The sequence below is a fragment of the Bradyrhizobium sp. CCBAU 51745 genome (assembly GCF_028128715.1).
Classification (GTDB): domain Bacteria; phylum Pseudomonadota; class Alphaproteobacteria; order Rhizobiales; family Xanthobacteraceae; genus Bradyrhizobium; species Bradyrhizobium manausense.
This window is the reverse complement of the sequence record NZ_LBJP01000085.1, coordinates 182,012-205,074: the sequence shown is the minus strand read 5'-3', so window position 1 is coordinate 205,074 and position 23,063 is coordinate 182,012. Positions and strand designations below refer to the sequence as shown.

At 63.1% G+C, this 23,063-nt stretch carries 21 protein-coding genes; 18 read left to right on the top strand and 3 right to left on the bottom strand.

The genetic code is table 11. From position 1 onward, the window contains the following. Position 1: 1 nt before the first annotated feature. Positions 2-982 carry an ABC transporter permease gene (locus XH98_RS26590; protein WP_271601851.1) on the bottom strand — a complete coding sequence of 327 codons (981 nt, stop codon included), beginning with the start codon at positions 980-982 and terminating at the stop codon, positions 2-4. 116 nt (positions 983-1,098) lie between these two features. Continuing rightward, the gene (locus XH98_RS26585; RefSeq protein ID WP_271620394.1) at positions 1,099-2,697 is read right to left on the bottom strand and encodes an ABC transporter substrate-binding protein; all 1,599 of its coding nucleotides are present in this window, start codon (positions 2,695-2,697) and stop codon (positions 1,099-1,101) included. Between the two features lie 376 nt (positions 2,698-3,073). Here XH98_RS26585 and XH98_RS26580 point away from each other — a divergent pair, with 376 nt between their 5' ends. The 6 genes from XH98_RS26580 to XH98_RS26555 all read left to right on the top strand — a co-directional run bounded on the left by XH98_RS26580 (position 3,074) and on the right by XH98_RS26555 (position 10,827). After that, positions 3,074-3,331 carry a DUF6489 family protein gene (locus tag XH98_RS26580; protein ID WP_057753225.1) on the top strand — a complete coding sequence of 86 codons (258 nt, stop codon included), beginning with the start codon at positions 3,074-3,076 and terminating at the stop codon, positions 3,329-3,331. Then, positions 3,331-4,131, top strand: a complete 801-nt coding sequence (locus tag XH98_RS26575; RefSeq protein ID WP_271620393.1) for an esterase/lipase family protein — start codon at positions 3,331-3,333, stop codon at positions 4,129-4,131. The genes XH98_RS26580 and XH98_RS26575 overlap by 1 nt, the downstream gene beginning before the upstream one ends. Before the next feature lie 46 nt (positions 4,132-4,177). After that, entirely contained in the window at positions 4,178-5,728 is a 1,551-nt protein-coding gene (locus tag XH98_RS26570) for a WS/DGAT/MGAT family O-acyltransferase (protein WP_271620392.1), read from the top strand. A 10-nt stretch (positions 5,729-5,738) separates the two neighbouring features. Then, on the top strand, positions 5,739-6,734 hold the full coding sequence (locus tag XH98_RS26565; RefSeq protein WP_271620391.1) for an alpha/beta fold hydrolase: 996 nt from the start codon (positions 5,739-5,741) through the stop codon (positions 6,732-6,734). A gap of 151 nt (positions 6,735-6,885) precedes the next feature. Continuing rightward, a complete protein-coding gene (locus XH98_RS26560; protein ID WP_271620390.1) occupies positions 6,886-10,122 on the top strand; it encodes a bifunctional cytochrome P450/NADPH--P450 reductase in 3,237 nt (1,078 codons plus the stop codon). 30 nt (positions 10,123-10,152) lie between these two features. Continuing rightward, complete coding sequence (locus XH98_RS26555) at positions 10,153-10,827, top strand: spermidine synthase (protein ID WP_271601856.1); 675 nt, start codon at positions 10,153-10,155, stop codon at positions 10,825-10,827. On the opposite strand, the gene XH98_RS26550 is transcribed toward XH98_RS26555, so the two are convergent. Continuing rightward, positions 10,824-11,783 (bottom strand): alpha/beta fold hydrolase, encoded by a 960-nt coding sequence (locus XH98_RS26550; protein WP_271601857.1) that lies wholly within the window; start codon positions 11,781-11,783, stop codon positions 10,824-10,826. The genes XH98_RS26555 and XH98_RS26550 overlap by 4 nt on opposite strands. A 126-nt stretch (positions 11,784-11,909) precedes the next feature. On the opposite strand from XH98_RS26550, the gene XH98_RS26545 reads away from it, so the two are divergent. The 12 genes from XH98_RS26545 to paaD all read left to right on the top strand — a co-directional run bounded on the left by XH98_RS26545 (position 11,910) and on the right by paaD (position 23,062). Continuing rightward, positions 11,910-12,290 carry a hypothetical protein gene (locus tag XH98_RS26545; protein WP_271620389.1) on the top strand — a complete coding sequence of 127 codons (381 nt, stop codon included), beginning with the start codon at positions 11,910-11,912 and terminating at the stop codon, positions 12,288-12,290. Beyond that, complete coding sequence (locus XH98_RS26540) at positions 12,287-13,369, top strand: PHA/PHB synthase family protein (RefSeq protein ID WP_271601859.1); 1,083 nt, start codon at positions 12,287-12,289, stop codon at positions 13,367-13,369. The genes XH98_RS26545 and XH98_RS26540 overlap by 4 nt, the downstream gene beginning before the upstream one ends. Next, entirely contained in the window at positions 13,366-13,959 is a 594-nt protein-coding gene (locus XH98_RS26535; protein WP_057753211.1) for a GNAT family N-acetyltransferase, read from the top strand. The genes XH98_RS26540 and XH98_RS26535 overlap by 4 nt, the downstream gene beginning before the upstream one ends. Before the next feature lie 269 nt (positions 13,960-14,228). Next, positions 14,229-14,681 (top strand): phasin, encoded by a 453-nt coding sequence (locus XH98_RS26530; RefSeq protein ID WP_271620388.1) that lies wholly within the window; start codon positions 14,229-14,231, stop codon positions 14,679-14,681. Positions 14,682-14,889: 208 nt separating this feature from the next. Next, on the top strand, positions 14,890-16,176 hold the full coding sequence (locus XH98_RS26525; protein WP_271601862.1) for a DUF445 domain-containing protein: 1,287 nt from the start codon (positions 14,890-14,892) through the stop codon (positions 16,174-16,176). 202 nt (positions 16,177-16,378) lie between these two features. Then, positions 16,379-17,149, top strand: a complete 771-nt coding sequence (locus XH98_RS26520) for an esterase/lipase family protein (protein ID WP_271620387.1) — start codon at positions 16,379-16,381, stop codon at positions 17,147-17,149. A gap of 277 nt (positions 17,150-17,426) precedes the next feature. Beyond that, positions 17,427-18,293, top strand: a complete 867-nt coding sequence (gene paaX, locus XH98_RS26515; RefSeq protein ID WP_271601864.1) for a phenylacetic acid degradation operon negative regulatory protein PaaX — start codon at positions 17,427-17,429, stop codon at positions 18,291-18,293. A gap of 790 nt (positions 18,294-19,083) precedes the next feature. Beyond that, a complete protein-coding gene (locus XH98_RS26510; RefSeq protein WP_271601865.1) occupies positions 19,084-20,256 on the top strand; it encodes an OpgC domain-containing protein in 1,173 nt (390 codons plus the stop codon). Positions 20,257-20,484: 228 nt separating this feature from the next. Further along, positions 20,485-21,477, top strand: a complete 993-nt coding sequence (gene paaA / locus XH98_RS26505) for a 1,2-phenylacetyl-CoA epoxidase subunit PaaA (RefSeq protein ID WP_271620386.1) — start codon at positions 20,485-20,487, stop codon at positions 21,475-21,477. Between the two features lie 10 nt (positions 21,478-21,487). Then, on the top strand, positions 21,488-21,775 hold the full coding sequence (paaB, locus tag XH98_RS26500) for a 1,2-phenylacetyl-CoA epoxidase subunit PaaB (RefSeq protein WP_008136594.1): 288 nt from the start codon (positions 21,488-21,490) through the stop codon (positions 21,773-21,775). Between the two features lie 13 nt (positions 21,776-21,788). Further along, a complete protein-coding gene (gene paaC / locus XH98_RS26495; protein WP_271620385.1) occupies positions 21,789-22,565 on the top strand; it encodes a 1,2-phenylacetyl-CoA epoxidase subunit PaaC in 777 nt (258 codons plus the stop codon). Beyond that, entirely contained in the window at positions 22,559-23,062 is a 504-nt protein-coding gene (paaD, locus tag XH98_RS26490) for a 1,2-phenylacetyl-CoA epoxidase subunit PaaD (protein ID WP_271620384.1), read from the top strand. The genes paaC and paaD overlap by 7 nt, the downstream gene beginning before the upstream one ends. Position 23,063: the final 1 nt, after the last annotated feature.

Genomic DNA, 23,063 nt, shown 5'->3' with positions numbered 1-23,063 from the left:
GTCAGTGTGCCCGGCTGACCGTCGAGCGCAGCCGCGGATCGACGATGGTATAGAGGATATCAACCACGAGATTGATGGTGACGAAGATCAGGGACACCATCATCAAATAGGCCGCCATGATCGGGATATCGACGTTCTGAACGGCTTGCACGAACAGGAGCCCCATGCCCGGCCACTGGAACACTGTCTCGGTGATGATCGCGAAAGCAATGACCGAGCCAAATTGCAGGCCGGCCACCGTGATCACGGGAACCATCGTGTTGCGCAGGGCGTGCCCGAAATGGATCGCGCGTGTGCTGAGGCCGCGGGCGCGGGCGAAACGGATGTAGTCGGTCCGCATCACTTCCAGCATTTCGGCGCGGACGAGCCGCATGATCAGCGTCATCTGAAACAGGCCAAGCGTGATCGCGGGCATGATCAGCGCCTTCAATCCTGATAAGGTCAGCAGGCCCGTGGTCCACCAGCCGATATGCACGACGTCTCCCCGCCCGAACGAGGGCAGCCAGCCGAGCGTCACCGAGAACAGGTAGATCATGAGGACGCCGATCAGGAAGGTCGGCAGCGAGATGCCGATCAGCGAGACGGCCTGGAATATATGCGTGAGCCAGCTGTCGCGGCGCAGCGCCGAATAAACGCCCATCAGGATGCCGCTGAGCATCGCGAAGATCGTGGCAACGATGGCCAGCTCGAGCGTCGCCGGCATCCGCTCCATCAGCAGATTGGTGACAGGCAGGCGGAACTGGTAGGACACCCCGAACTTGAACTGCGCAGCGTTGCCGAGATAGCGGCCGAACTGCACGATGACGGGATCGTCGAGGCCGAGCGATTTGCGGATCGCGGCGCGTTCGGCGCCCGACGTATCCATCCCGACCATCTGGTTCACGGGATCGCCGGCGAAGCGGAACATCGAGAACGCGATGATTCCAACGGCGATCATGACGCCGACGGCCTGGATTGCCCGGCGTAGTGTGAAAGCGAGCATCTGTTCCTTTCACATCTCTTCAGCAGCACGCATCATTGCGTTAGCCCGAAACAACAAGTCCCGGAAGCCAGATCTTGAAAGCGATGGCTTCCGGGACTTCCACAACTAGCCGACACCTACTCGCCTTGCATGGTCGCCCAGTAGAGCCTGACCATGTTGTCCGCGCCCTGGGTCAGCTTCACCTTCTTCGACACGCCCCAGGCGAGCGCCTGCTGGTGCAGCGGGATATAGGCCCAGTCCTTTATCGACAGCTCGAAAGCCTGCTTGATCAGGAGATCGCGCTTGGCCGTATCGGATTCCACGAGAACCTTGTCGGCGAGCTCGTCGAACTGCTTGTTGCAATAGCCGGCGAGATTGGCTTCACCGCGATTGGGGTCCTTGGGATCGTCGCGGCAGCCCATGATGTCATGCAGCACATTCTGGGAATCGAGCGTATCCGGGGTCCAGCCCAGCATGTACAGCGAAGTTTTGTAGCCGCCGGGCTTGAGCACCTTGGCGAAATACTGGGCCTTCGGTTGTGCCTGCAGGTCCACCTTGATGTTGATGCGGGCGAGCATGCCGACGATCGCCTGGCAGATCGCGGCGTCATTGACGTAGCGATCGTTCGGGCAATCCATCGTCACCTCGAAACCGTCAGCATAGCCTGCGTCTGCCAGAAGCTTCTTGGCGGCGTCCGGATCGAACTTCGGCCGGGTGAAATCCTTCGAGGGAAAGATCTCCGGTGCCACCATCAATGCGGACGGCGTGGAGAGTCCGCGCATGACGCGATTCTTGATCAGCTCGATGTCGATCGCCCGGTAAACGGCTTCACGAACGCGAACGTCCTTGAACGGGTTTTTGCCCTTGACGTTGGAATACAGCAGTTCGTCACGTGCCTGATCCATGCCGACAAAGAGGGTGCGGAGCTCGGGTCCTGTCAGCACGGTGGCGTTGGGGCTCGCTTTGACGCGCTCGATGTCCTGGACCGGAACCGGCTCGATCACGTCGACCTCGCCCGACAACAGCGCTGCGACACGCGTGGCCGGGTTTGAGATCGGGGTGAAGACGATTTCCTTCAGATTATGCTCCGGCTTGCCCCACCAGTTCGGATTGGCCTTGAAGACGGTCTTCACGCCCGGCTGATGGCTCTCGATGGTAAAGGGACCGGTGCCGTTCTCATGGAGCGAGGCATAGCTCGGGGTCGTCGCCGCGGCCGGCGTCGGTGCCACCGCATCGTTCGCCTCTGCCCATTTCTTGTCCATGATGTACCAGGTCGCCCACAGCGCCGTCAGGATGGGATTGGGCGAGCTCAGGACGAAATCGACCGTGTAATCGTCGACCTTGACGACCTTGGCATCGGCCGGGACGCGGCTGAGGAAGTTTGAACCTTTTGCCCGCACGCGCTCGGCCGAGAACACCACGTCGTCAGCGGTGAAGGGGTCGCCATTGTGGAATTTCACGCCCTTGCGCAGATGGAAGCGCCAGCGCGTTGGCTCCGGCGTCTCCCAGCTTTCGGCAAGCGCCGGGATGATCTTCAGGTCCTTGCCGCGGGCGACCAGGCCCTCATAGACATGACCGAGATGCGCGCTGGTGGTCGACTCGTTCAGGGTGTAGGGGTCGAGCGATTTCAGCTCACCCTGGTTGGCGTAGCGCAGCGTCTGGCTCGACACCGGCGACACCGCCAACGCAAGCGCACCGGCGAGCGTCGCCGCAAATAGACTTCGTCCGACTGACATTCTTGACCCTCTTCACTCGCCCCGACCGTCATTTTTGATTGTTCGGCGGGGCTGATCGATCCATGTTGCCCAGAGTTTCTCGACCCGTGCAAGCGCCATTCCAGCAAGGAACGCGCCAAGTTGCACCGCTTTGCAGCAATGCTGACCAGTCTTTTAAGGGAGACAGGCGCGCGAGCGACATTGAACTTTCGGCCGGGTCGGACCTCGAAAATGAGGTGGAAATGGCCCGCCGGCGCCCGTTCGCGCCGACAATTTGATTGACCATATCCGCCGATCGCGGCAGGCCGGTGTCCCGTCCCCGGCTCAGGTCGCTTGCGTCGCACACCATGTCGCGGCGATACTGTCTGACGCCGCTCGAATCTCATCCGGAGGGCACATGAAAGTTAATATCGAAATCGACTGTACCCCCCTCGAGGCCCGCCAGTTCTTCGGATTGCCGGATGTCTCGCCGATGCAGATTGCCGTCATGGATAAGCTGCAGCAGCAGGTCCTGAGCAATATCGATAAGGTCTCGCCGGAATCGCTGATCCAGAGTTGGTTCACCTTCGATCCCAAGCTGGCGGAACGGTTTCAGGACATGTTCGTGACCATGGCTGGTCTCGGCGCCCCGCGCAGCGGCGACAAGAAGAAGTAATGTCCGACGCGCGCGAGGCGGGGCCAGGCTCGGGCCGGCTTCGTCCGCCGGCCCTCGGCCTGCTGCTCGCGGAGGCGCGCGGCCTGTTCGAATTCAACGCCAGCGTGTTGCTGTCACCGCTGCTTATGCGCGCGCCCAGGGGCGACGGCCATCCGGTGCTGGCGCTGCCGGGCTTTCTCGCCAGCGATCTGTCGATGGCGCCGATGCGGCGCTATCTGCGCGAACTCGGCTATGAGGCACATGCCTGGCGCATGGGCCGGAATCTCGGCGGGCTGGCGCGGATGCGGGAAACCTTGCTCGCCCGTCTCACCGAGATCCACGCCGCAAGTGGACGCAAGGTCAGCCTGGTCGGATGGAGCCTCGGCGGTGTCTATGCCAGGGATCTCGCGCTTCAGGCACCTGAGTTGGTCCGCTATGTCATCACACTCGGCAGCCCCTTTGCCAATGATGTGCGGGCGACCAATGCGACCGCGCTGTATGAGGCGTTGTCCGGCGAGCGGGTTGAAAACTTTGCCGAACTGCGCGAGGCGATCGCCGGTGATCTCAAGGTGCCGGCGACGTCGATTTATTCGCGCGCAGACGGCGTCGTGAATTGGCGGACTTGCCTGCTGCACCCCTCGGACCGGGCCGAGAATATTGAAGTGTATTTCGCCAGCCATATTGGGCTCGGAGTGAACCCGGCGGCATTGTGGGCCGTGGCCGATCGCCTGGCGCAACCGGAGGGGGAGTTCTGGCCATTTGACCGCAGAGGGCCGTTTGCCATTGCATATGCCCCGCCGGAGCGGGCAGTATCGGTCTGACGAGAAGCGCCGTCAAAGGCGCCCGTCGAATATTCGGGAGGGAACTATGGCTGACGGTAAGAAACTGTCGTCGCTGGACGCATCGTTTCTCTATCTGGAAACGCCTGAGATGCCGATGCATGTCGGCAGCATGGCGATCTTTCGCCTGCCTGACGACTACAAGGGCGACTTCTTCGAAGACTTCAAGGCGATGATCGTCTCGCGGCTGCACATTGCGCCGATCCTCAAAGCGCGCCTGGAGAAGGCGCCGCTCGACATCGATCATCCGACCTGGGTCGAGGACGACCAGTTCGACATCGATCGTCACATCTTCCGCGCTAGCCTGCCGGCGCCGCGCGACCGCGCCACGCTCGAGCGCATCGTCGGCTGGATGCATGCCAAGCTCTTGAATCGTGCCCGCCCGCTCTGGGAGTTCTACGTGTTCGAGGGCATGAAGGACAATGAGGTCGGGCTCTATTCCAAGATGCACCATGCCGCCATCGACGGCGGCGCCGGTGCGGCGCTGACCAACATGATCTACGACATCTCGCCGATCCCGCGAAAGGTCGAGCCGCCGACGGGCGGGTCGAAGCCCGGGCAGGAGCCGCGCGACATCGCCGCGAACTTGCTCGATTCCTATCAGCAGCTCTTCAGCCAGCCGCTCGAAGCGTCGACGGCTGCGAAGAATCTGCAACTGCCGCGCACCGGCAAGAGCGATATTGGTTCGATCCTGTTCGACAACGCGATGTACCAGATCGAAAGCGCCGTGCGCTTCGCCGGCAACATCCCGACCGTGCTCAAGAGCGTGTCCGACGTACTCGGCAAGATCGCCGATCCCAAGTCGCGCGAGAGTCTTGCCAGCATGGTGTCGCCGCCGACCATGCTCAACAAGACGATCTCGTCGGAGCGGAGCTTTGCCGGCGTATCGATCTCGCTGTCGCGCGCGAAGGCGCTGGCCAAGCAGGCCGGCGGCAAGCTCAACGACGTCGTGCTCGCGCTGGCCTCCGGAGTCGTCCGCCGCTATCTGCTGCAATACGGTACGCTGCCGGCGAAGTCCCTGACCGCCGCCGTGCCGATCTCGCTGCGCGAGGAGGGCAACACCGAGGCCAACAACCAGGTGTTCGGCATGATCTGCTCGATCGCGACCAATGTCGCGGATCCCAAGGCGCGGCTCGAGGCGATCATCGCGCAGTCGACCAAGTCCAAGGAGATGTCGCATCCCTTGCGCGCGCTGATGCCGCAGGTCTCCAACATCTCGATGCTGGGCGCGCCGATCATGGTGCAGATCCTGGCGCTGCTCTACAGCCGCTCAAATCTGTCGGACGTGTTGCCGCCGGCCGCCAACATCACCGTGTCCAACGTGCCGGGGCCGCGTCAAACGCTCTACGCCGCCGGCGCAGAGCTGCTGCACATCTTCCCCGTGTCGATCTCGACCCACGGGCAGGCGCTCAACATCACCGTGCAGAGCTATCGCGACCAGCTCGACTTCGGCTTCATCGTCGGCGCCAACATCATCCCGCATGTGCAGGTGATGTGCGACATGCTGCCGGAGGAGTTCGCCGCGCTCGAAGCGGCCTATGGGCCGCCGGCGGCCGACATCAAGGGCGCCGCGGAATAAGGAACAAGCGATGATTGAAATGCCGCCGCTCCAGTTCGCGCAGACGAACGGAATCCGCATGGGCTATTACGATGCGGGCCCAGTGACCGACAAGCCGCCGGTTGTGCTGTGCCATGGCTGGCCGGAGCTTGCCTTCTCCTGGCGCCACCAGATCAAGGCGCTGAGCGAGGCCGGCATCCGCGTGATCGCGCCCGATCAGCGCGGTTATGGCGCGACCGACCGGCCCGAGCCGGTCGAAGCCTATGATATGGAGCATTTGACCGGCGATCTCGTCGGATTGCTCGATCATCTCAACCTCGAGAAGGCGATCTTCGTCGGCCACGATTGGGGCGGCTTCGTCGTCTGGCAGATGCCGTTGCGGCACCCCTCACGCGTTGCCGGGGTCGTCGGTGTCAACACGCCGCATTGGGATCGCGCGCCGATGGATCCGATCGCGCTGTTCCGTCAGCGCTTCGGCGACCAGATGTATATCGTCCAGTTCCAGGACCCCGCGCGCGAGCCGGACAGGATCTTTGGCAGCCGCGTCGAGCAGACGTTTGACGCCTTCATGCGCAAGCCGGCTGCGCGCCCTCCCGGTGCGCCCGAGGAACAGCCGATTGCCGGCATTGGTGCTTCGCCCCGCATCAACCTGGCGTTCCCGCAGATGATCGCGAACTACGACGCCAGGCATGATCCGCGCACGCCGATCCTGTCGGCGGACGAGAAGAAGGTGTTCGTCGACACGTTCACAAGAACCGGCTTCACCGGCGGCATCAACTGGTATCGCAATTTCACCCGCAATTGGGAACGCTCGAAAGGGCTCGATCACCACATCACCGTGCCCTCGCTGATGATCATGGCCGAGAACGACGCGGTGCTGCCGCCGTCGGCGGCCGACGGCATGGAGAGACTGGTGACTGACCTCGAGAAGTACCTGGTGAAGGACAGCGGCCATTGGACGCAGCAGGAGAAGCCGGAAGAGGTCAGCAGCAAGCTGATCGAATGGCGTAGAAGGCGGTTCGGCTAGCTCGTCATTGCGTGCGAAGCGAAGCAATCCAGAATGCATCCGCGGAGACGGTCTGGATTGCTTCATCGCTAGCGCAAAATTGCTCCGCAATTTTGTCGCGAGCTCCTCGCAATGACGAAGTTGGCGATCGCGGCAGGGGGAAACGTTTTTTATGTCATCGAAGAACCGTCTGGATCCGATTCCGCAGCCGCCAACCAAGCCGGTGGTCGGCAACATGCTGTCGCTCGACTCGGCCGCACCCGTGCAGCATTTGACCCGACTTGCCAAGGAACTGGGCCCGATCTTCTGGCTCGACATGATGGGCTCGCCGATCGTCGTCGTGTCCGGCCATGATCTCGTCGACGAGCTCTCCGACGAGAAGCGCTTCGACAAGACGGTGCGCGGTGCGTTGCGGCGCGTGCGGGCGGTGGGGGGCGACGGCCTGTTCACGGCGGATACCAAGGAGCCGAACTGGAGCAAGGCGCACAATATTCTGCTGCAGCCCTTCGGCAATCGCGCCATGCAGTCCTATCATTCGAGCATGGTCGACATCGCCGAGCAGCTCGTCCAGAAATGGGAGCGTCTGAACGCCGACGACGAGATCGACGTCGTCCATGACATGACCGCGCTGACGCTCGACACCATCGGCCTCTGTGGCTTCGACTACCGCTTCAACTCGTTCTACCGGCGCGACTACCATCCCTTCGTCGAGTCGCTGGTGCGCTCGCTCGAAACCATCATGATGACGCGCGGCCTGCCGTTCGAGCAGCTCTGGATGCAGAAGCGGCGGAAGACGCTCGGCGAAGACGTCGCTTTCATGAACAAGATGGTCGACGAGATCATCGCCGAGCGCCGCAAGAGTGCGGAAGGCATTGACGACAAGAAGGACATGCTCGCCGCGATGATGACCGGCGTCGACCGCTCGACCGGCGAGCAGCTCGACGATGTCAACATTCGCTACCAGATCAACACGTTCCTGATCGCAGGTCACGAGACCACCAGCGGCCTTTTGTCCTACACGCTCTATGCGCTGCTGAAGCATCCGGACATTCTCAAGAAGGCCTATGACGAGGTCGACCGCGTCTTCGGCCCCGACGTCAATGCCAAGCCGACCTATCAGCAGGTGACGCAGCTTACCTACATCACACAGATCCTGAAGGAGGCGCTGCGGCTGTGGCCGCCAGCGCCGGCCTACGGCATCTCGCCGCTGAACGACGAGACCATCGGCGGCGGCAAGTACAAGCTCAGGAAGGGCACGTTCGTCACGATCCTGGTGACCGCGCTGCATCGCGACCCCAGCGTCTGGGGACCCAAGCCCGATGCCTTCGATCCCGAGAATTTCAGCAAGGAAGCCGAGGCCAAGCGGCCGATCAATGCCTGGAAGCCGTTCGGCAACGGCCAGCGCGCCTGCATCGGACGCGGCTTCGCCATGCACGAGGCGGCGCTAGCGCTCGGCATGATCCTCCAGCGCTTCAAGCTGATCGATCACCAGCGCTATCAGATGCACCTGAAGGAAACGCTGACGATCAAGCCGGAAGGCTTCAAGATCAAGGTGCGTCCGCGTGCGGATCGCGAGCGTGGCGCCTATGGCGGCCCGGTCGCGGCTGCGGCTTCTGCGCCAAAGGCACCACGCCAGCCGACGACACGGCCAGGCCATAACACGCCGATGCTGGTGCTCTACGGCTCCAATCTCGGCACGGCTGAGGAGCTCGCGACGCGCATGGCCGATCTTGCCGAGATCAACGGCTTTGCCGTGCATCTCGGGCCGCTCGACGAGTATGTCGGGAAGTTGCCGCAGCAGGGCGGCGTGCTGATCATCTGCGCATCCTACAACGGCGCTCCGCCCGATAATGCGACGCAATTCGTCAAATGGCTGGGCGAGGATTTGCCGAAGGATGCCTTTGCCGGTGTGCGCTACGCCGTGTTCGGCTGCGGCAACAGCGACTGGGCCGCAACCTATCAATCGGTGCCGCGCTTCATCGACGAGCAGATGTCCAAGCATGGCGCACGCGCGGTCTATCCGCGCGGCGAGGGCGATGCGCGCAGCGATCTCGACGGCCAGTTCCAGAAATGGTTCCCGGCGGCTGCCCAGGTCGCGACCAAGGAATTCGGCATCGACTGGAATTTCACCCGCACCGCGGAGGATGATCCGCTCTACGCGATCGAGCCTGTCGCGGTGACGGCCGTCAACACCATTGTCGCACAGGGCGGCGCGGTCGCGATGAAGGTGCTTATCAATGACGAGCTTCAGAACAAGTCCGGTGCAAATCCGTCGGAGCGATCGACGCGCCATATCGAGGTGCAGCTGCCGGCCAACATCAGCTATCGGGTTGGCGATCACCTGAGCGTCGTTCCGCGCAACGATCCGACGCTGGTGGACTCCGTTGCCCGCCGCTTCGGCTTCCTGCCGGCCGACCAGATCAGGCTTCAGGTGGCTGAAGGCCGCCGCGCGCAATTGCCCGTTGGCAATGCCGTGTCGGTCGGACGCCTGCTCAGCGAGTTTGTCGAGTTGCAGCAGGTGGCGACACGGAAGCAGATCCAGACCATGGCGGAGCACACCCGCTGTCCGGTCACCAAGCCGAAGCTGCTGGCCTTTGTCGGCGAGGAGGCTGAAACGCTCGAGCGCTACCGGACCGAGATCCTGGGCAAGCGCAAATCAGTGTTCGACCTCCTGCTTGAATATCCGGCTTGCGAGTTGCCGTTCCACGTCTATCTGGAAATGCTCTCGCTGCTGGCGCCGCGCTATTACTCGATCTCGTCCTCGCCGTCGGTCGATCCTGCGCGTTGCAGCGTCACCGTCGGGGTGGTCGAAGGACCGGCGGCCTCCGGGCGCGGTACGTACAAGGGCATCTGCTCGAACTATCTCGCCAACCGGCGTGCGGGCGACACGGTCTACGCCACCGTGCGCGAGACCAAGGCCGGTTTCCGGCTTCCCGACGATCCGTCCGTGCCGATCATCATGATCGGTCCCGGCACGGGGCTCGCGCCGTTCCGCGGCTTCCTCCAGGAGCGCGCCGCGCGCAAGGCCAAGGGCGCCAGCCTCGGACCGTCCATGTTGTTTTTCGGCTGCCGCCATCCGGACCAGGACTTCCTCTACGCGGATGAGCTCACGGCGCTTGCTGCGAGCGGCATCACCGAGCTGTTCACCGCGTTCTCGCGGGCGGACGGACCGAAGACCTATGTGCAGCACGTCCTCGCCGCGCAGAAAGACAAGGTCTGGCCGTTGATCGAGCAGGGCGCAATCATCTATGTCTGCGGCGACGGCAGCAGGATGGAGCCCGACGTGAAGGCGGCGCTGGTCGCGATCTACCGCGAGAGGAGCGGCAGCGATGCGGCCGCGGGCGCCCGCTGGATTGAGGAGATGGGTACGAAGAACCGCTACGTGCTGGACGTCTGGGCCGGCGGGTGACCGCCAGCCCAATCGTGCTAAACGTCTCCCATGATTCCCTGGGAAAAAATCGACACCGCCAAAATCCCCGGCTCGGACGAGGAGCTCCGCCTGATGCGGCGGGGCAAGGAGTTTTCGATCAAACTCGGCACCAATGAGCTGATGAACAACCGCCTGTCGGGCTCCGAAGCCGCCCTCGCAACGCTCGCAGCGAAGCAGATCGAGAAGGTGGCAAGACCCGTCGTCCTCATCGGCGGCCTCGGTATGGGCTTTACGCTGCGCGCGGCGCTGGCCGCGCTTGGGGCCAAAGCGAAGATCGTGGTCTCCGAGCTGGTGCCAGCGGTGGTGGCGTGGGCGCGCGGTCCGATGGCGGAGGTCTTCGGCGACAGTCTCGATGATGCCAGGGTGAGCATCCGCGAAATCGATGTTGGCCAAATCATCCGAGCGAAGAGCTCGGCCTTCGACGCCATTCTCCTCGACGTCGATAACGGACCGGAGGGGCTTACGCGGAAAGGCAACGATGCACTGTACAGTGCGAGCGGATTGACGGCCGCAAAGGCGGCGCTGCGGCCCGGCGGTGTACTCGCCGTCTGGTCATCGGGGCCCAATCCCGCTTTCACCAAACGACTTGGCCGCGCCGGCTTCGACGTCAACGAGATCAATGTGCGCGCCACCGGCAAAGGCGGCGGGGCGCGCCACGTGATCTGGATCGCGAAGAAGGCTTAAGCCGCTTTGGCCGCGGCGCCATGCGCGTGCTTGTCGATCGCGCCGATGATCTCCGGCCAGAACCGCATCGGCAGCGCGTGGCCCATGCCCTCGATCATCAACAGCTTTGCGCCCGGAATTGACTCCGCCGTGTCCTTGCCGCCCTCGGGGCGCACCAGCGGATCGACGGAGCCATGGATCACCAGCGTCGGCGTCTTCACGCCATGCAGCCGTTCCTTGCGGCTGCCGGAGGCCAGCACGGCGCGGAGTTGCCGGCCGACGCCGGCGGGATTGAGCCCGCGGGCGAAGACGCGTTCGGCACGACCTGGATCGAGCGCTTCTTCCTCGGGAAAGGAGCCGGCCCGCAATATCTTCCAGGTCTCGCCGAAGCGCGTGATGAACTCTTCCTTGCTGCGCGGGGGCGGCGCCATCAACATCGCGGCAGCCTCCCGCGTCGGCGGCGGCACACGCGGATTGCCCGTCGTCGACATGATCGACGTCAACGAGCGTACGCGCTGGGGAAACGACAACGTCACTTCCTGCGCGATCATGCCGCCCATGGACGCTCCGACCAGATGCGCAGACTTGATGCCGAGCGCATCCATTAGGCCGACCGTGTCCTTGGCCATGTCGATCAGCTTGTAAGGAGCGGCCACGGGAATCCTGAGGAAGCGCAGCTTCATCAATTCGAGCGGCGTCAGCCGCTTGCCGCCCGTGAGATGGCTCGACTTCCCGATGTCGCGATTGTCGAAGCGGATCACGCGAAAGCCGCGCGCGGCAAGCTGCTCGCAGAAGCCATCGTCCCAGTGGATCATCTGCGCGCCGAGCCCCATGATCAGCAGAAGCGGCTCGGCATTGTCGTTGCCGAAAATCTCGTAGCAGATGTCGATGCCGTTGGCGCGAACGGTCTGCGGCGGCTGATGGGCGGAAGCGTTCACCGGATTGTTCCCCTGTGGCAGGCCGGAATTGTATCGCATGGTTTGCCGCCGCAAAGAAGCCGTACGACATCAGCCTGTCGCTTAGCCGTTGACCGGCCCGTCGCAACGGTGTGGTATGGCGGCAAAAGAGGGGCGCAAGAAGCCCTCGTGACCTGGAGGACGCCGATGACCGACAAGATCACCGACCCTGTCGCCCTGTGGCAGAAGATGGTCGGCGAGATGGAGAAGGGCTTCAACTCCTTCGCCACCAAGGCGATGGAGACGCCTGAATTCTCGCAGGCCATGAATCGGGCCGGCGGTGCTGCTGCGGGCGCTCAGAAGCAGTTCGGCGATCTCATGGAGAAATATCTTCTCTCGATGAACCTGCCGAGCCGCGAGCAGATGACCGGCATCGCCGAGCGGCTGCAAGCCATCGAGAGTCAGATCGGCGAGATCAAGTCGATGCTCAGCCAGATGTCGGCGGCGTCGGGCGGATCGCCGGTCGATGCCGCACTGCGGCCGCCGCGTACCAAACGTCCGCCATCCGAAGGCGGAGGGCCGAAATGAACGCGCCGACGGGACTTGATTTCGCTAGCATCCCGGAGCGCATCCAGGCCGAGGTGCAGCGCGCCATCCAGCGCAGCATCAAGGGCGTCGAATATTTCTCGACCTCGGGTCCGACGCTGGGATCGACCCCGAAGGACGTGCTGCATTCGCGCGGCACGATGAGCCTCTATCACTACCGGCCGATGTCGGACGAGATCTACCGCGTGCCGGTGCTGATCGTGATGGCAACCACCAATCGCGGTTACATCCTCGACCTCGTGCCTGGCCAGAGTTTCATCGAGTTCCTGTTGAAGCGCGGCTACGACGTCTACATGCTGGACTGGAGCGCGCCGCGGCCGGAGGAGCGAAGCCTGCGGATGGAGGATTATGTCCTCGACTTCATACCCGATTGCGTCCGCCGCGTGCAGGCCGATTCCGGCGAGCAGGACGTCTCTGTCATCGGCTATTGCTTCGGCGGCGTGTTGTCGCTGCTGTACGGCTCGATCTTTCCGGACGGGCCGATGAAGAATTTGATCTGCTTCACCACGCCGATCGACTTCCGCGAGATGAAGCTGTTCTCCAATTTCTCCGACCGCCGCTATTTCGACGTCGACCGCCTCGTCGACAGCGTCGGCAACGTGCCGCCGGAGATGATCCTGTCGTCGTTCGAGATGCTGCGTCCGGCCTCGCGCGCGGCGAGCCAGATCCAGCTCTGGGAAAACATCTGGAACGACGAGTTCGTGAAGTCGTACCGGATGTTCGACCGCTGGGCGACCGACACGCTGCCGCTGGCCGGTGAATATTTTCGCACCATCACCAAGGACCTGATGTGGGACAACAAGCTCTACAACGACACCATGTCGGTGGGCGGCCGCCCGGCAAAGCTCGCGAACATCAAGGTGCCGATCCTGCACGCGGTCGCCGAGCACGATCACATCGTGCCCTATGACGCGGCCAAACATCTGATCGCGAAGATCGGCTCGGCGGACAAGGAAGAGGTGATGCTGAAAGGCGGTCACGTCTCGCTGGTCGCCGGCGCCAATGCCATCAAGCGGCTATGGCCGAAACTGGATTCCTGGCTGGGGACACGATCGACATGAGTGAGCAGCGTACCTATCCGCGCCACGTCAAGACCGACGCCGGCGATATCGAGATCCGCCTGATGTCGGCCGCCGATGAAGCCGCCGTGCTTGCCTTCGGCAAAGGCCTGCCGACCCATGACCTGCTGTTCCTGCCGCGCAACATCAGCGAGCCGAAGGTGCTGTCGGCCTGGGTCAAGGAGATCGAGCGCGGCGCCATTCAGAGCCTGCTCGCGGTCAGGGGTGGCACGGTCGTCGGCTGCGGCACCCTGGTGCGCGACCCGCATTCCTGGTCGCCCCATGTCGGCGAGATCCGCATGGTGGTCTCGCAGGACGTGCGCGGGAAGGGGGTCGGGAAGGCGCTGTCGCAGGAGACCTTCGCGCTCGCGCTCGGGGCGGGGCTGGAGAAGCTCTCGGTCCAGATGACGGTCGACCAGCAGGCCGCGATCGCGCTGTTCGAAAGCCTCGGCTTCAAGGCTGAGGCGTTGCTCCGGGACCATGTCCGGGACGTCGACGGCAAGACCCACGATATCGTTGTGCTCGGCCACAACATCGCGCAGGTCCAGGCCCAGATGGAGGCCTATGGGCTGCCAGGCGCCGTCCAGCACTAAGAAGTGCCGTCCAGCACTAAGAAGTGCCGTCCAGCACTAAAAGCGCCACCCCGCCGGCCAAAAACCGCAAAACAACCCCATGCACAGTAGGCGGCGGGGGCAGGGAGGCATCAGAATGCCTCCAGATAAGGCTGATCACGAATTCGTGATGCCGCATTGCACCATGAATATTGCGTCGCACAATTAACAATGCCATATATCCAGTGCCCCGGGCCATCGAGGACGGGGTGAGCCCATAGCTCAACCTAATGAGGATGGAGAGAACCCCCATGACCACCGAAACCAACAGCGCTTTCGAGGGCTTCAAAGACGCTTTCAAGAACATCCAGAACCTGGAAGTTCCCGAGGCTGCCCGCGAATTCGTCAAGAAGACCGCCAACACCGCCAAGGACCGTGCTGCCGAGGTGTTCGCTGGCTCCGAGCGCGTGACCGCCGCCGTCGAGAACGCGGTGACCGAGTCCGTCACTGAAGCCGGCAAGATCAGCCGCAACATCCAGCAGGCGATCTACGAGGACGCCGAGGCGTTCTTCTCGGGTATCGACAAGCTCGCGTCCGCCAAGTCGTTCAGCGAAGCCGTCGAGATCCAGTCGAGCCTGCTCCGCGCCCGCGGCGAAGCGTTCGTCTCGCGCACCAAGGCGACCGCCGACTATCTCGGCAAGCTCGCCGCCAACGGTGCGAAGTCCGCTCAGGATAACTTCGCCAAGGTTTACAAGACCGCCTGATTGTGTGGTTGAGTTTGTTGCGTTGAGTTGAAACTGTGTTTTGAGGCCCGCTTCGGCGGGCCTTTTGTTTGCGCTGCCGTCATCATCCCCCGTCATTCCGGGGCGCCCGAAGGGCGAACCCGGAATTTCGAGATTCTCAGGTGCGCAATTGCGTACCTGAGGTTCGATGCTTCGCATCGTCCCGGAATGACGTAGTCTCCAATTCACAATGACTCGCCCCGCCACTTTCTCATTCGACACCCCTGGCGACGCCGAACGCGCCGCGGAGCTTCGCCGCGTGAAAGCGCTGGCGACGTTGGTGCTGGCCTCGACGCTTGCTCTGTTCATCGTCGCAAAATGGCTGCTGCCGGTGCATCCCGTGTTCGGCTTCGTCGCCGCTTTTGCGGAGGCCGCGACCATCGGCGGCCTCGCCGACTGGTATGCCGTGGTGGCGCTGTTCAAGCGGCCGCTGGGCCTGCCGATTCCGCACACGGCCATCATCCAGAGCAACCAGGCCCGTATCGCCGACAAGCTCGGCGAGTTCATCCAGGTCCATTTCCTCGAGGCCGGTCCCGTCGAGGCCAAGCTGAAGGAGATCGATTTCGGCTCCTTCGTCGCCGACTGGCTGCGCGACCGCAAGCGCAGCGATGACCTCGCGCGCTTTGCGCTGCGGCTGCTGCCGGAGGCGGTGTCCGCGACCGAAAGCTCCGGCCTGATGACCTTCATCATTCGCCGCATGTCGACACAAATCCAGGCGATCGACCTCGCACCGCTCGCGGCCGGCACGCTGCGCGGCTTCGTCGCGGAGGGGCGGCACCAGATCCTGTTCGACGATCTCCTGCGCGTGATGCACGAGACGCTGAACCAGAAGGAAACGATGGCGATGATCCGCGAGAAGGTGCGCGCGGAATTGCCGACCCTGCTCAAGCTCTATCGCGCCGACAAGTTTCTCGTGAACAAGATCGTCTCGTCCGCCACCGCGTTCTTCAACGAGGTGCGCAGCGATCCCAGGCATCCGTTCCGCGGCGAGTTCGACCGCATGGTGCTCAGCTTCGTCGACCGGCTCGGCACCGACCGGGCCTATATCGACCGCATCGACGGCTTGAAGCGCGATTTCCTGGCGCGGCCCGAGCTTGCCGATCTCGCCCGCACCGTCTGGGCCAACACGCGCTCCTTCATCGAGCGCAGCGCATCCGGCGAGACCCAGGTGCTGCAGCATCATCTCGCCGGCATGTTCGTCGCGGCGGGCGAAGCGCTCGCCGGCGATGCCGAGCTGCGCGGCGAGATCAACCAGGGCCTGGTCACAGTGCTGCGCAGCTTCGTCGCCGACCAGAAGAGCGGCGTCTCGACCTTCATCTCCGACCAGGTCAAGGCGTGGGACATGGCGCAGCTGATTTCGCTGATCGAAATCAACATCGGCCGCGACCTGCAATACATCCGCTTCAACGGCTCGCTGATCGGCGGGCTCGCGGGACTTGCGCTCTACACGGGCGAATTCCTGCTCCGATTGTTGTGACTTTTGCGTCACGCCTGACAGCATTAACGCGCGGGCCTATTGTGGCCCCGTGTCTCTCCCGCTTGAATATCGGGAACCGGCCGCCTAGCTGATTCATGTTGCGCTGCGGAACGATCAAGAAGCCGGCGTATTGGAATTCGTGCCCGTTGCCGATATCGCGGCCGGCGGGCTGTTCAGGAATTCTTCCCAAGGGGATCCATTGATGACCGCTACCGCCCAGACGCTGCGTCCGCCGTCCCGTACTCTGATGTTTCTGGAAGGGCGCGCGATCCACGAGTTCGGCGCGTTCCTCGGCGCGTTGCCGCTGCTGAGCCTTGCGCCGCGCGGCGACGGCCATCCGGTGCTGGTGCTGCCGGGCCTCGTCGCCTCCGATGTCTCCACGCGCGCGCTGCGCACCTTTCTCACCAGCAAGGGCTACGCCGTCAGCGGCTGGCGCCAGGGCCGTAACTACGGCCTGCGGCCGGGCGTGCAGCATGCGATGGTCGATCTGGTCGAGGAGCTCAACGACACCCACGGTCGCAAGATCAGCCTGGTCGGCTGGAGCCTTGGCGGCCTCTATGCGCGCCAGCTCGCCAAGATGATGCCCGATCGTGTGCGCCAGGTGATTACGCTCGGCAGCCCCTTCGCCGGCAATCCTCGATCGACCAATGCCTGGCGCGTCTATGAATGGGCCAGCGGCCGCCGCGCCGACGAGGTCGACCCGCGCTTCGGCGGCGACCTCGCTGCGCCGCCGCCGGTCCCGACCACCGCCATCTTCAGCCGCACCGATGGCGTCTGCGCCTGGCAGGGCTGCATGGAGAAGACGGGCGCGCAGACCGAGAGCATCGAGGTCGAGAGCAGCCATTGCGGCATGGGTCACCATCCCGCCGTCGTCTATGCGGTGGCCGACCGCCTCGCGCAGAAGGAAGGCCAATGGCGCCCCTTCGATCGCAGCGGCTGGCGCAGCCTGGCCTATCCCGATCCGGACAGGTAGTTCTTCGCCTCTCCCCGCACGTTGCAGGGCAATCGCATTTGAGAGCGGCTCCCCCGTGGCGCATCCTTCGAGACGCCCGCCTCTGGCGGGCCCTCAGGATGAGGCCTGGGTGTGTGGCAGCTGTTTAGCGGGTGCCGATGCCTGCTCAGCCTCATCCTGAGGAGACCGCGAAGCGGTCGTCTCGAAGGACGAGGCGTGCGCGCAGGGGAGAGGCAGAAGAGGCAGGCGTCGCTCCCATCCATTGTCGCGCCCGCACCAAACGCGCTAAGCCTGCCGCATGGCGCATCCGCTTTCTCGTATCATCGACCAGCTCAAGCGTGAGCCGTCGCGCACGGGCTCCATCGTCATCACCATGTTTGGCGATGCCATTGTGCCGCGCGGCGGTTCGGTGTGGCTCGGCACGCTGCTGGCGTTCTTCGAGGGTCTCGACATCGATGGCAGCGTGGTGCGCACGGCGATGTCGCGCCTTGCCGCCGATGGCTGGCTGACGCGCGAGAAGGTCGGTCGCAACAGTTTTTATCGTCTCGCCGAGAAGGGACGCGAGACGTTCGAGGCTGCGACGCGCCACATCTACGATCCGCCGCCGTCGGACTGGACCGGCCGCTTCGAGCTGCTGCTGATCGGCAACGGTGAAGACCGCGACGCCTCGCGCGAGGCGCTGCGAAATGCCGGCTTCGGCAGTCCGTTGCCGGGCGTGTGGGTCGCGCCATCAGGGGTGCCGGTGCCTGACGAGGCCGCGGGCGCGATCCGCCTCGAGGTGTCGGCGGAGGATGACAGCGGCCGTCGCCTGCTCAGCGCGAGCTGGCCGCTGGAGCGCACCGCCGACGCCTATCTGAAATTCATGAAGACCTTTGAGCCGCTGCGCGCCGCGCTCGCGCGCGGCACGGATTTGTCCGAGGCCGACGCCTTCACCGCGCGCATCCTCCTGATCCACTATTACCGCCGCGTCGTGCTGCGCGATCCGCTGCTGCCCGAAAGCCTGCTGCCGGCGGACTGGCCGGGCAGGGCGGCCCGCGCGCTCTGCGGCGAGATCTATCGCGCGCTGCTTGTCCCGTCCGAACAATGGCTTGACGGCCATGGAAGCAATGAGAAGGGGCCATTGCCGTCGGCGCGAAAGCTGTTGGAGCGGAGGTTCGGTAGCTGAAGCCGCGCGAGCTGCGTATTGCAGCGCCAACTGTGCCGGATGATCGATCAGCCGTTGACTACCGGAGGATTTGCAGCGCGGCCTGATCGCCCCAAATCCCCAAGCCGTCGACAATTGTCGGACTGTCCCAGACAATTCTCAGTTTCAAAGAAACTCAAGGCCTAAAGCCAGCCTTTCTTGCGCATTCCATGTACATCGCCCTCCGCCGATCCGAGAGGCCGTTTCCCTGTGACGGGGTTCCGGGCAGTGCCTCGAGTGTTTGGGAGACGCACTTTTCCATCGCGTCGTAGTGGGCTTGGGTTATCTGTGGCTGATGCTTCGATGCCGCATAAGTTGTTGTTGTCAGCAGCGTCGAGAGAAGGGCGGTCAGCACGAGAGTGGAACGTGCGTGCTTCATTGCTGTCTCCAAGGGGTTTGCTAATTCACGACACCAACGTGGGACGCTCCGAAGTTCGTTCCTTGCGCTAGATCAAGCTGCCCCCTGCGCCAATTCGAAGAGAGCGACAGTTTCCTGTGGATATATTCCTAGGAATAAAACCCTTACATGTCGGAAGCCTTGGTCCCAGCCTCGCTCGAAGCCCGAAGGCGATACAACCCAACTTTGGTCCCGCCCGGCCCACATTTGAACGAAGTCCGCTTATGCCCTCGATAGCGGTGTGAACGCGAGGTGACGCGAAATCCCACATCGGCCATCAACGGATCTTCCTTTTCGACAGCGGCTTTGAGCTAGATCAACTTAAGCGGCGGCCTCACGCGACAGCCTGAAACAGTTCTGCGGAGGGCTCAGGACATGGGTGCAAGTAGCGCAGGGCCGCGCATGACGCTTCTCTTACAGCCACCTGAACGCGACCTACGGCTCGACTTCATCCGCGGCATCGGACAGTGGATCATCTTCCTCGACCATATCCCAAATAACTTCTGCAATTGGTTCACCCTTCGCAACTTCGGCTTCAGCGACGCTGCAGAATTCTTCGTCTATGCCTCGGGCTATTCGATCGGGTTTGCGTATGGACCAGCCGTCAGGAACGGGCTGCTCTTAGCCGCAGCGAAGCGGCTTTGGACGCGAGCGTCGCAGCTGTATGTCGCGCACATCTTCCTGTTCTTGTTTTTTGTCGCGCAAGTCGCGCGCACCGCGGCTCGCTTTGACAACCCGATGTACAAGGACGTGTTCAATGTGGCGCAATTTCTCAATCGTCCCGATATCATGATCGGCCAGGCCCTTATGCTAAGGTATAAGCCAGTCAACCTCGATGTCCTTCCTCTCTACATCGTGCTGGTTCTCGCTGCGCCAGCACTGTTGTGGTGCCTGCTGCGGCGACCGAACTTGACCCTGCTCGCCTCTGCGATGGTTTATTTTGTTGCTCGGCATCTCGATTGGAATTTACCCTCGTTCCCAGGAGGCAAATGGTACTTCAACCCGTTCGCATGGCAGTTCTTGTTTGTATTCGGGATCTGGTGCGGTTTTGGTAGCGGGCCAAGGATAAGGTCCACAGCATTGTCTCGCTCGGTCACTGTTGTCGCGGTGGCATTGCTCATATTCGCGTTTCTGATCGTCATGACATGGCATGTGCCAAGTTTGGAAGGATTTGTGCCAGAGGCTTTAAGTCGTGCAATTTATCCAATCGACAAAACCAACCTCGACCCGCTGCGTCTCACGCATTTCGTGGCCACACTGATCGTGTTGCTGCATTTCCTTCCACCGGACGCGCACTGGCTCAGTTCCAAACGGCTGCGGCCAGTGATCCTGTGTGGTCAGCGCTCGCTGCCTGTATTCTGCTTCGGCGTATTCCTTTCCTTTGCCGCTTACTGGATCCTCGTGCAGGTCAGCGACGGCATCGTCGCCCAGATCCTTGTCAGCGTTGTCGGCATTGCTCTGTTGGTGAGCATAGCTTGGCTCGCGACGTGGTATCGCAGTCTTCCGAGCCTATTTTCGGTTGCGGAGAGCTACGTGCCCGAGCAGTAGTTGTTGACCAATCATTGACGCTCGCGCGGCATCAGCCAGGCCACGACACAGACACCGGCGGGCTTCGGAGGGCCACGAGGCGAGGCCGCATAGGGCACTGGAGCCCGGCCCGTCTTCCCACGAGGGGAGAAGAGAAGAAAGGCTAGGCTCCTTTTTTATGTTACAGAAATATCTTGCATGACGTAATTTTTGTTATATGTTGCCTCCAACAAATTGGGAGGACTGCGCATGTATACCCAGGCGCTGAACACGGCCGAGACCGACGATCGCGGTCTTGAGGATGCGGCCAAGGCTGCGCAGTTCCAGGCCCGCATCGATGCCGAGGAGCGCATCGAGCCGAATGACTGGATGCCGGCGGCCTACCGCAAGACGCTGACCCGCCAGATCTCCCAGCACGCCCATTCGGAAATCGTCGGCATGCTGCCCGAAGGCAACTGGATCACGCGCGCGCCGACCTTGCGCCGCAAGGCCGCGCTGCTGGCCAAGGTGCAGGACGAGTGCGGTCACGGGCTCTATCTTTATGCCGCTGCCGAGACGCTCGGCTCCTCGCGCGAGGAGCTGGTCGACGCCATGCTCGCGGGGAAAGCAAAATATTCCTCGATCTTCAATTATCCGACGCTGACCTGGGCCGACATCGGCACCATCGGCTGGCTGGTCGACGGCGCCGCGATCATGAACCAGATTCCGCTGTGCCGCTGCTCCTACGGACCCTATGCCCGCGCGATGATCCGCGTCTGCAAGGAGGAGTCGTTCCACCAGCGCCAGGGCTACGAGATCATGCTGACGCTGTGCCGCGGCTCGGACGAGCAGAAGGCGATGGCGCAGGATGCACTGAACCGCTGGTGGTGGCCGGTGCTGATGATGTTCGGTCCGCCCGATGCGACGAGCCAGCACAGCGACACTTCGACGAAGTGGAAGATCAAGCGCTTCTCCAACGACGAGCTGCGCCAGAAATTCGTCGATGCCACCGTGCCGCAGGCGCAATATCTCGGCCTCACCATTCCCGATCCCGGCATGACCCAGGACGCCGAAGGTCACTGGCGCTACAGCGAGATCGACTGGACCGAGTTCAAGCAGGTGCTCGCCGGCAACGGCCCGTGCAACCGCGACCGCATGGCCGCGCGCCGCAAGGCACATGATGAGGGCGCCTGGGTGCGCGAAGCGGCTGCCGCCTTTGCCGCCAAGCGCGCGCAGCGTCAGACCGCGCAAGCCGCGGAATAGGGAGATCAGGATGGCCACGCCGAACACGCCGCTGTGGGAAGTCTTCATTCGCAGCCGCAACGGGCTCGCGCACAAGCATGTCGGCTCGCTGCATGCGAGCGACGCCACCATGGCGCTGCAAGCCGCCCGAGATATCTACACCCGCCGCGGCGAGGGCCTGTCGATCTGGGTCGTGCCGTCGACCGCGATCACCGCGAGCGACCCCGCCGAGAAGGGCATGATGTTCGAGCCGGCGGAATCGAAGATCTACCGGCATCCGACCTTCTACGAGGTGCCCGAGGAAGTGGGGCACATGTGATGGGGGTGATGTGATGTCTTCCGCCAACATCCAGGTCTCCGAAACTCCGTTGGTGCTCTACGCGCTGCGGCGCGCCGACGATGCGCTGATCCTCGGCCACCGGCTGTCGGAATGGTGCGGGCATGCGCCGATGCTGGAAGAGGACATGGCGCTCTCCAACATCGCGCTCGACCTGATCGGTCAGGCACGCGAGCTCTACACCTATGCCGCCAAGGTCGAGGGCGGGGATAACGACGAGGACAAGCTCGCCTATCTGCGCGACGTCAGGCAGTACCGCAATCTGCTGCTGGTCGAGCAGCCCAACGGCGACTTCGCCCAGACCCTGGTGCGGCAGTTCTTCTATTCCGCCTTCGCCGATATCTATTGGCGCGCGATGATGGCTTCGCGCGATGCGACGCTCGCGGCTGTCGCCGCGAAGTCGGAAAAGGAAAGCGCCTATCATCTGCGCCACGCCTCCGAATGGATCGTCCGGCTCGGCGATGGCACGGACGAAAGTCACGCACGCGCGCAAGCCGCGATCGATCACCTCTGGGCCTTCACCGGCGAGATGTTCGCCGTCGACGACGGCGAACGCGCGCTGATCCACGCCGGAACCGCGATCGATCCCGGCACCCTGCGCGGCCACTGGCTGACGACGCTGTCCGACGTCGTCAGCGAGGCAACGCTTATACTGCCGCAGAACGACTGGATGCAGCAGGGCGGCCGCTCCGGCCGGCACAGCGAGCATCTCGGCCACCTCCTGTCCGAGCTGCAATCGATGCAGCGAACCTTCCCGGGGCAGACATGGTGATGGTGCTCGAGCGTGACCGTGAATTGCGTCAGCGCGCCTGGGACGCTGCGGCGAGCGTGGTCGATCCCGAAATTCCGGTGTTGACGATTGCCGATCTCGGCGTGCTGCGCGATGTCTCTCTCGATGGCGATCATGTCGAGGTCGCGATCACCCCGACCTATTCGGGTTGCCCGGCCATGAACATGATCGCGCTGGAAATCGAGATCGCGCTGGAGCGCGCCGGCTTCCATCGTCCGACGGTGCGCACGGTGCTGTCGCCGGCCTGGACCACGGACTGGATGAGCGAGGAGGGGCGCCGCAAGCTGCGTGCCTACGGCATCGCGCCACCGCAAGCCTCAAGCTCACGCCGCGCGCTGTTCGGCGAGCAAGCCGTCGCGTGCCCGCAATGCGGCTCTGAGAAGACCGAGCTGCTGTCCGAATTCGGCTCGACCTCCTGCAAAGCGCTCTGGCGCTGCAAGGCCTGCCGCGAACCCTTCGATTATTTCAAGTGTCATTGAC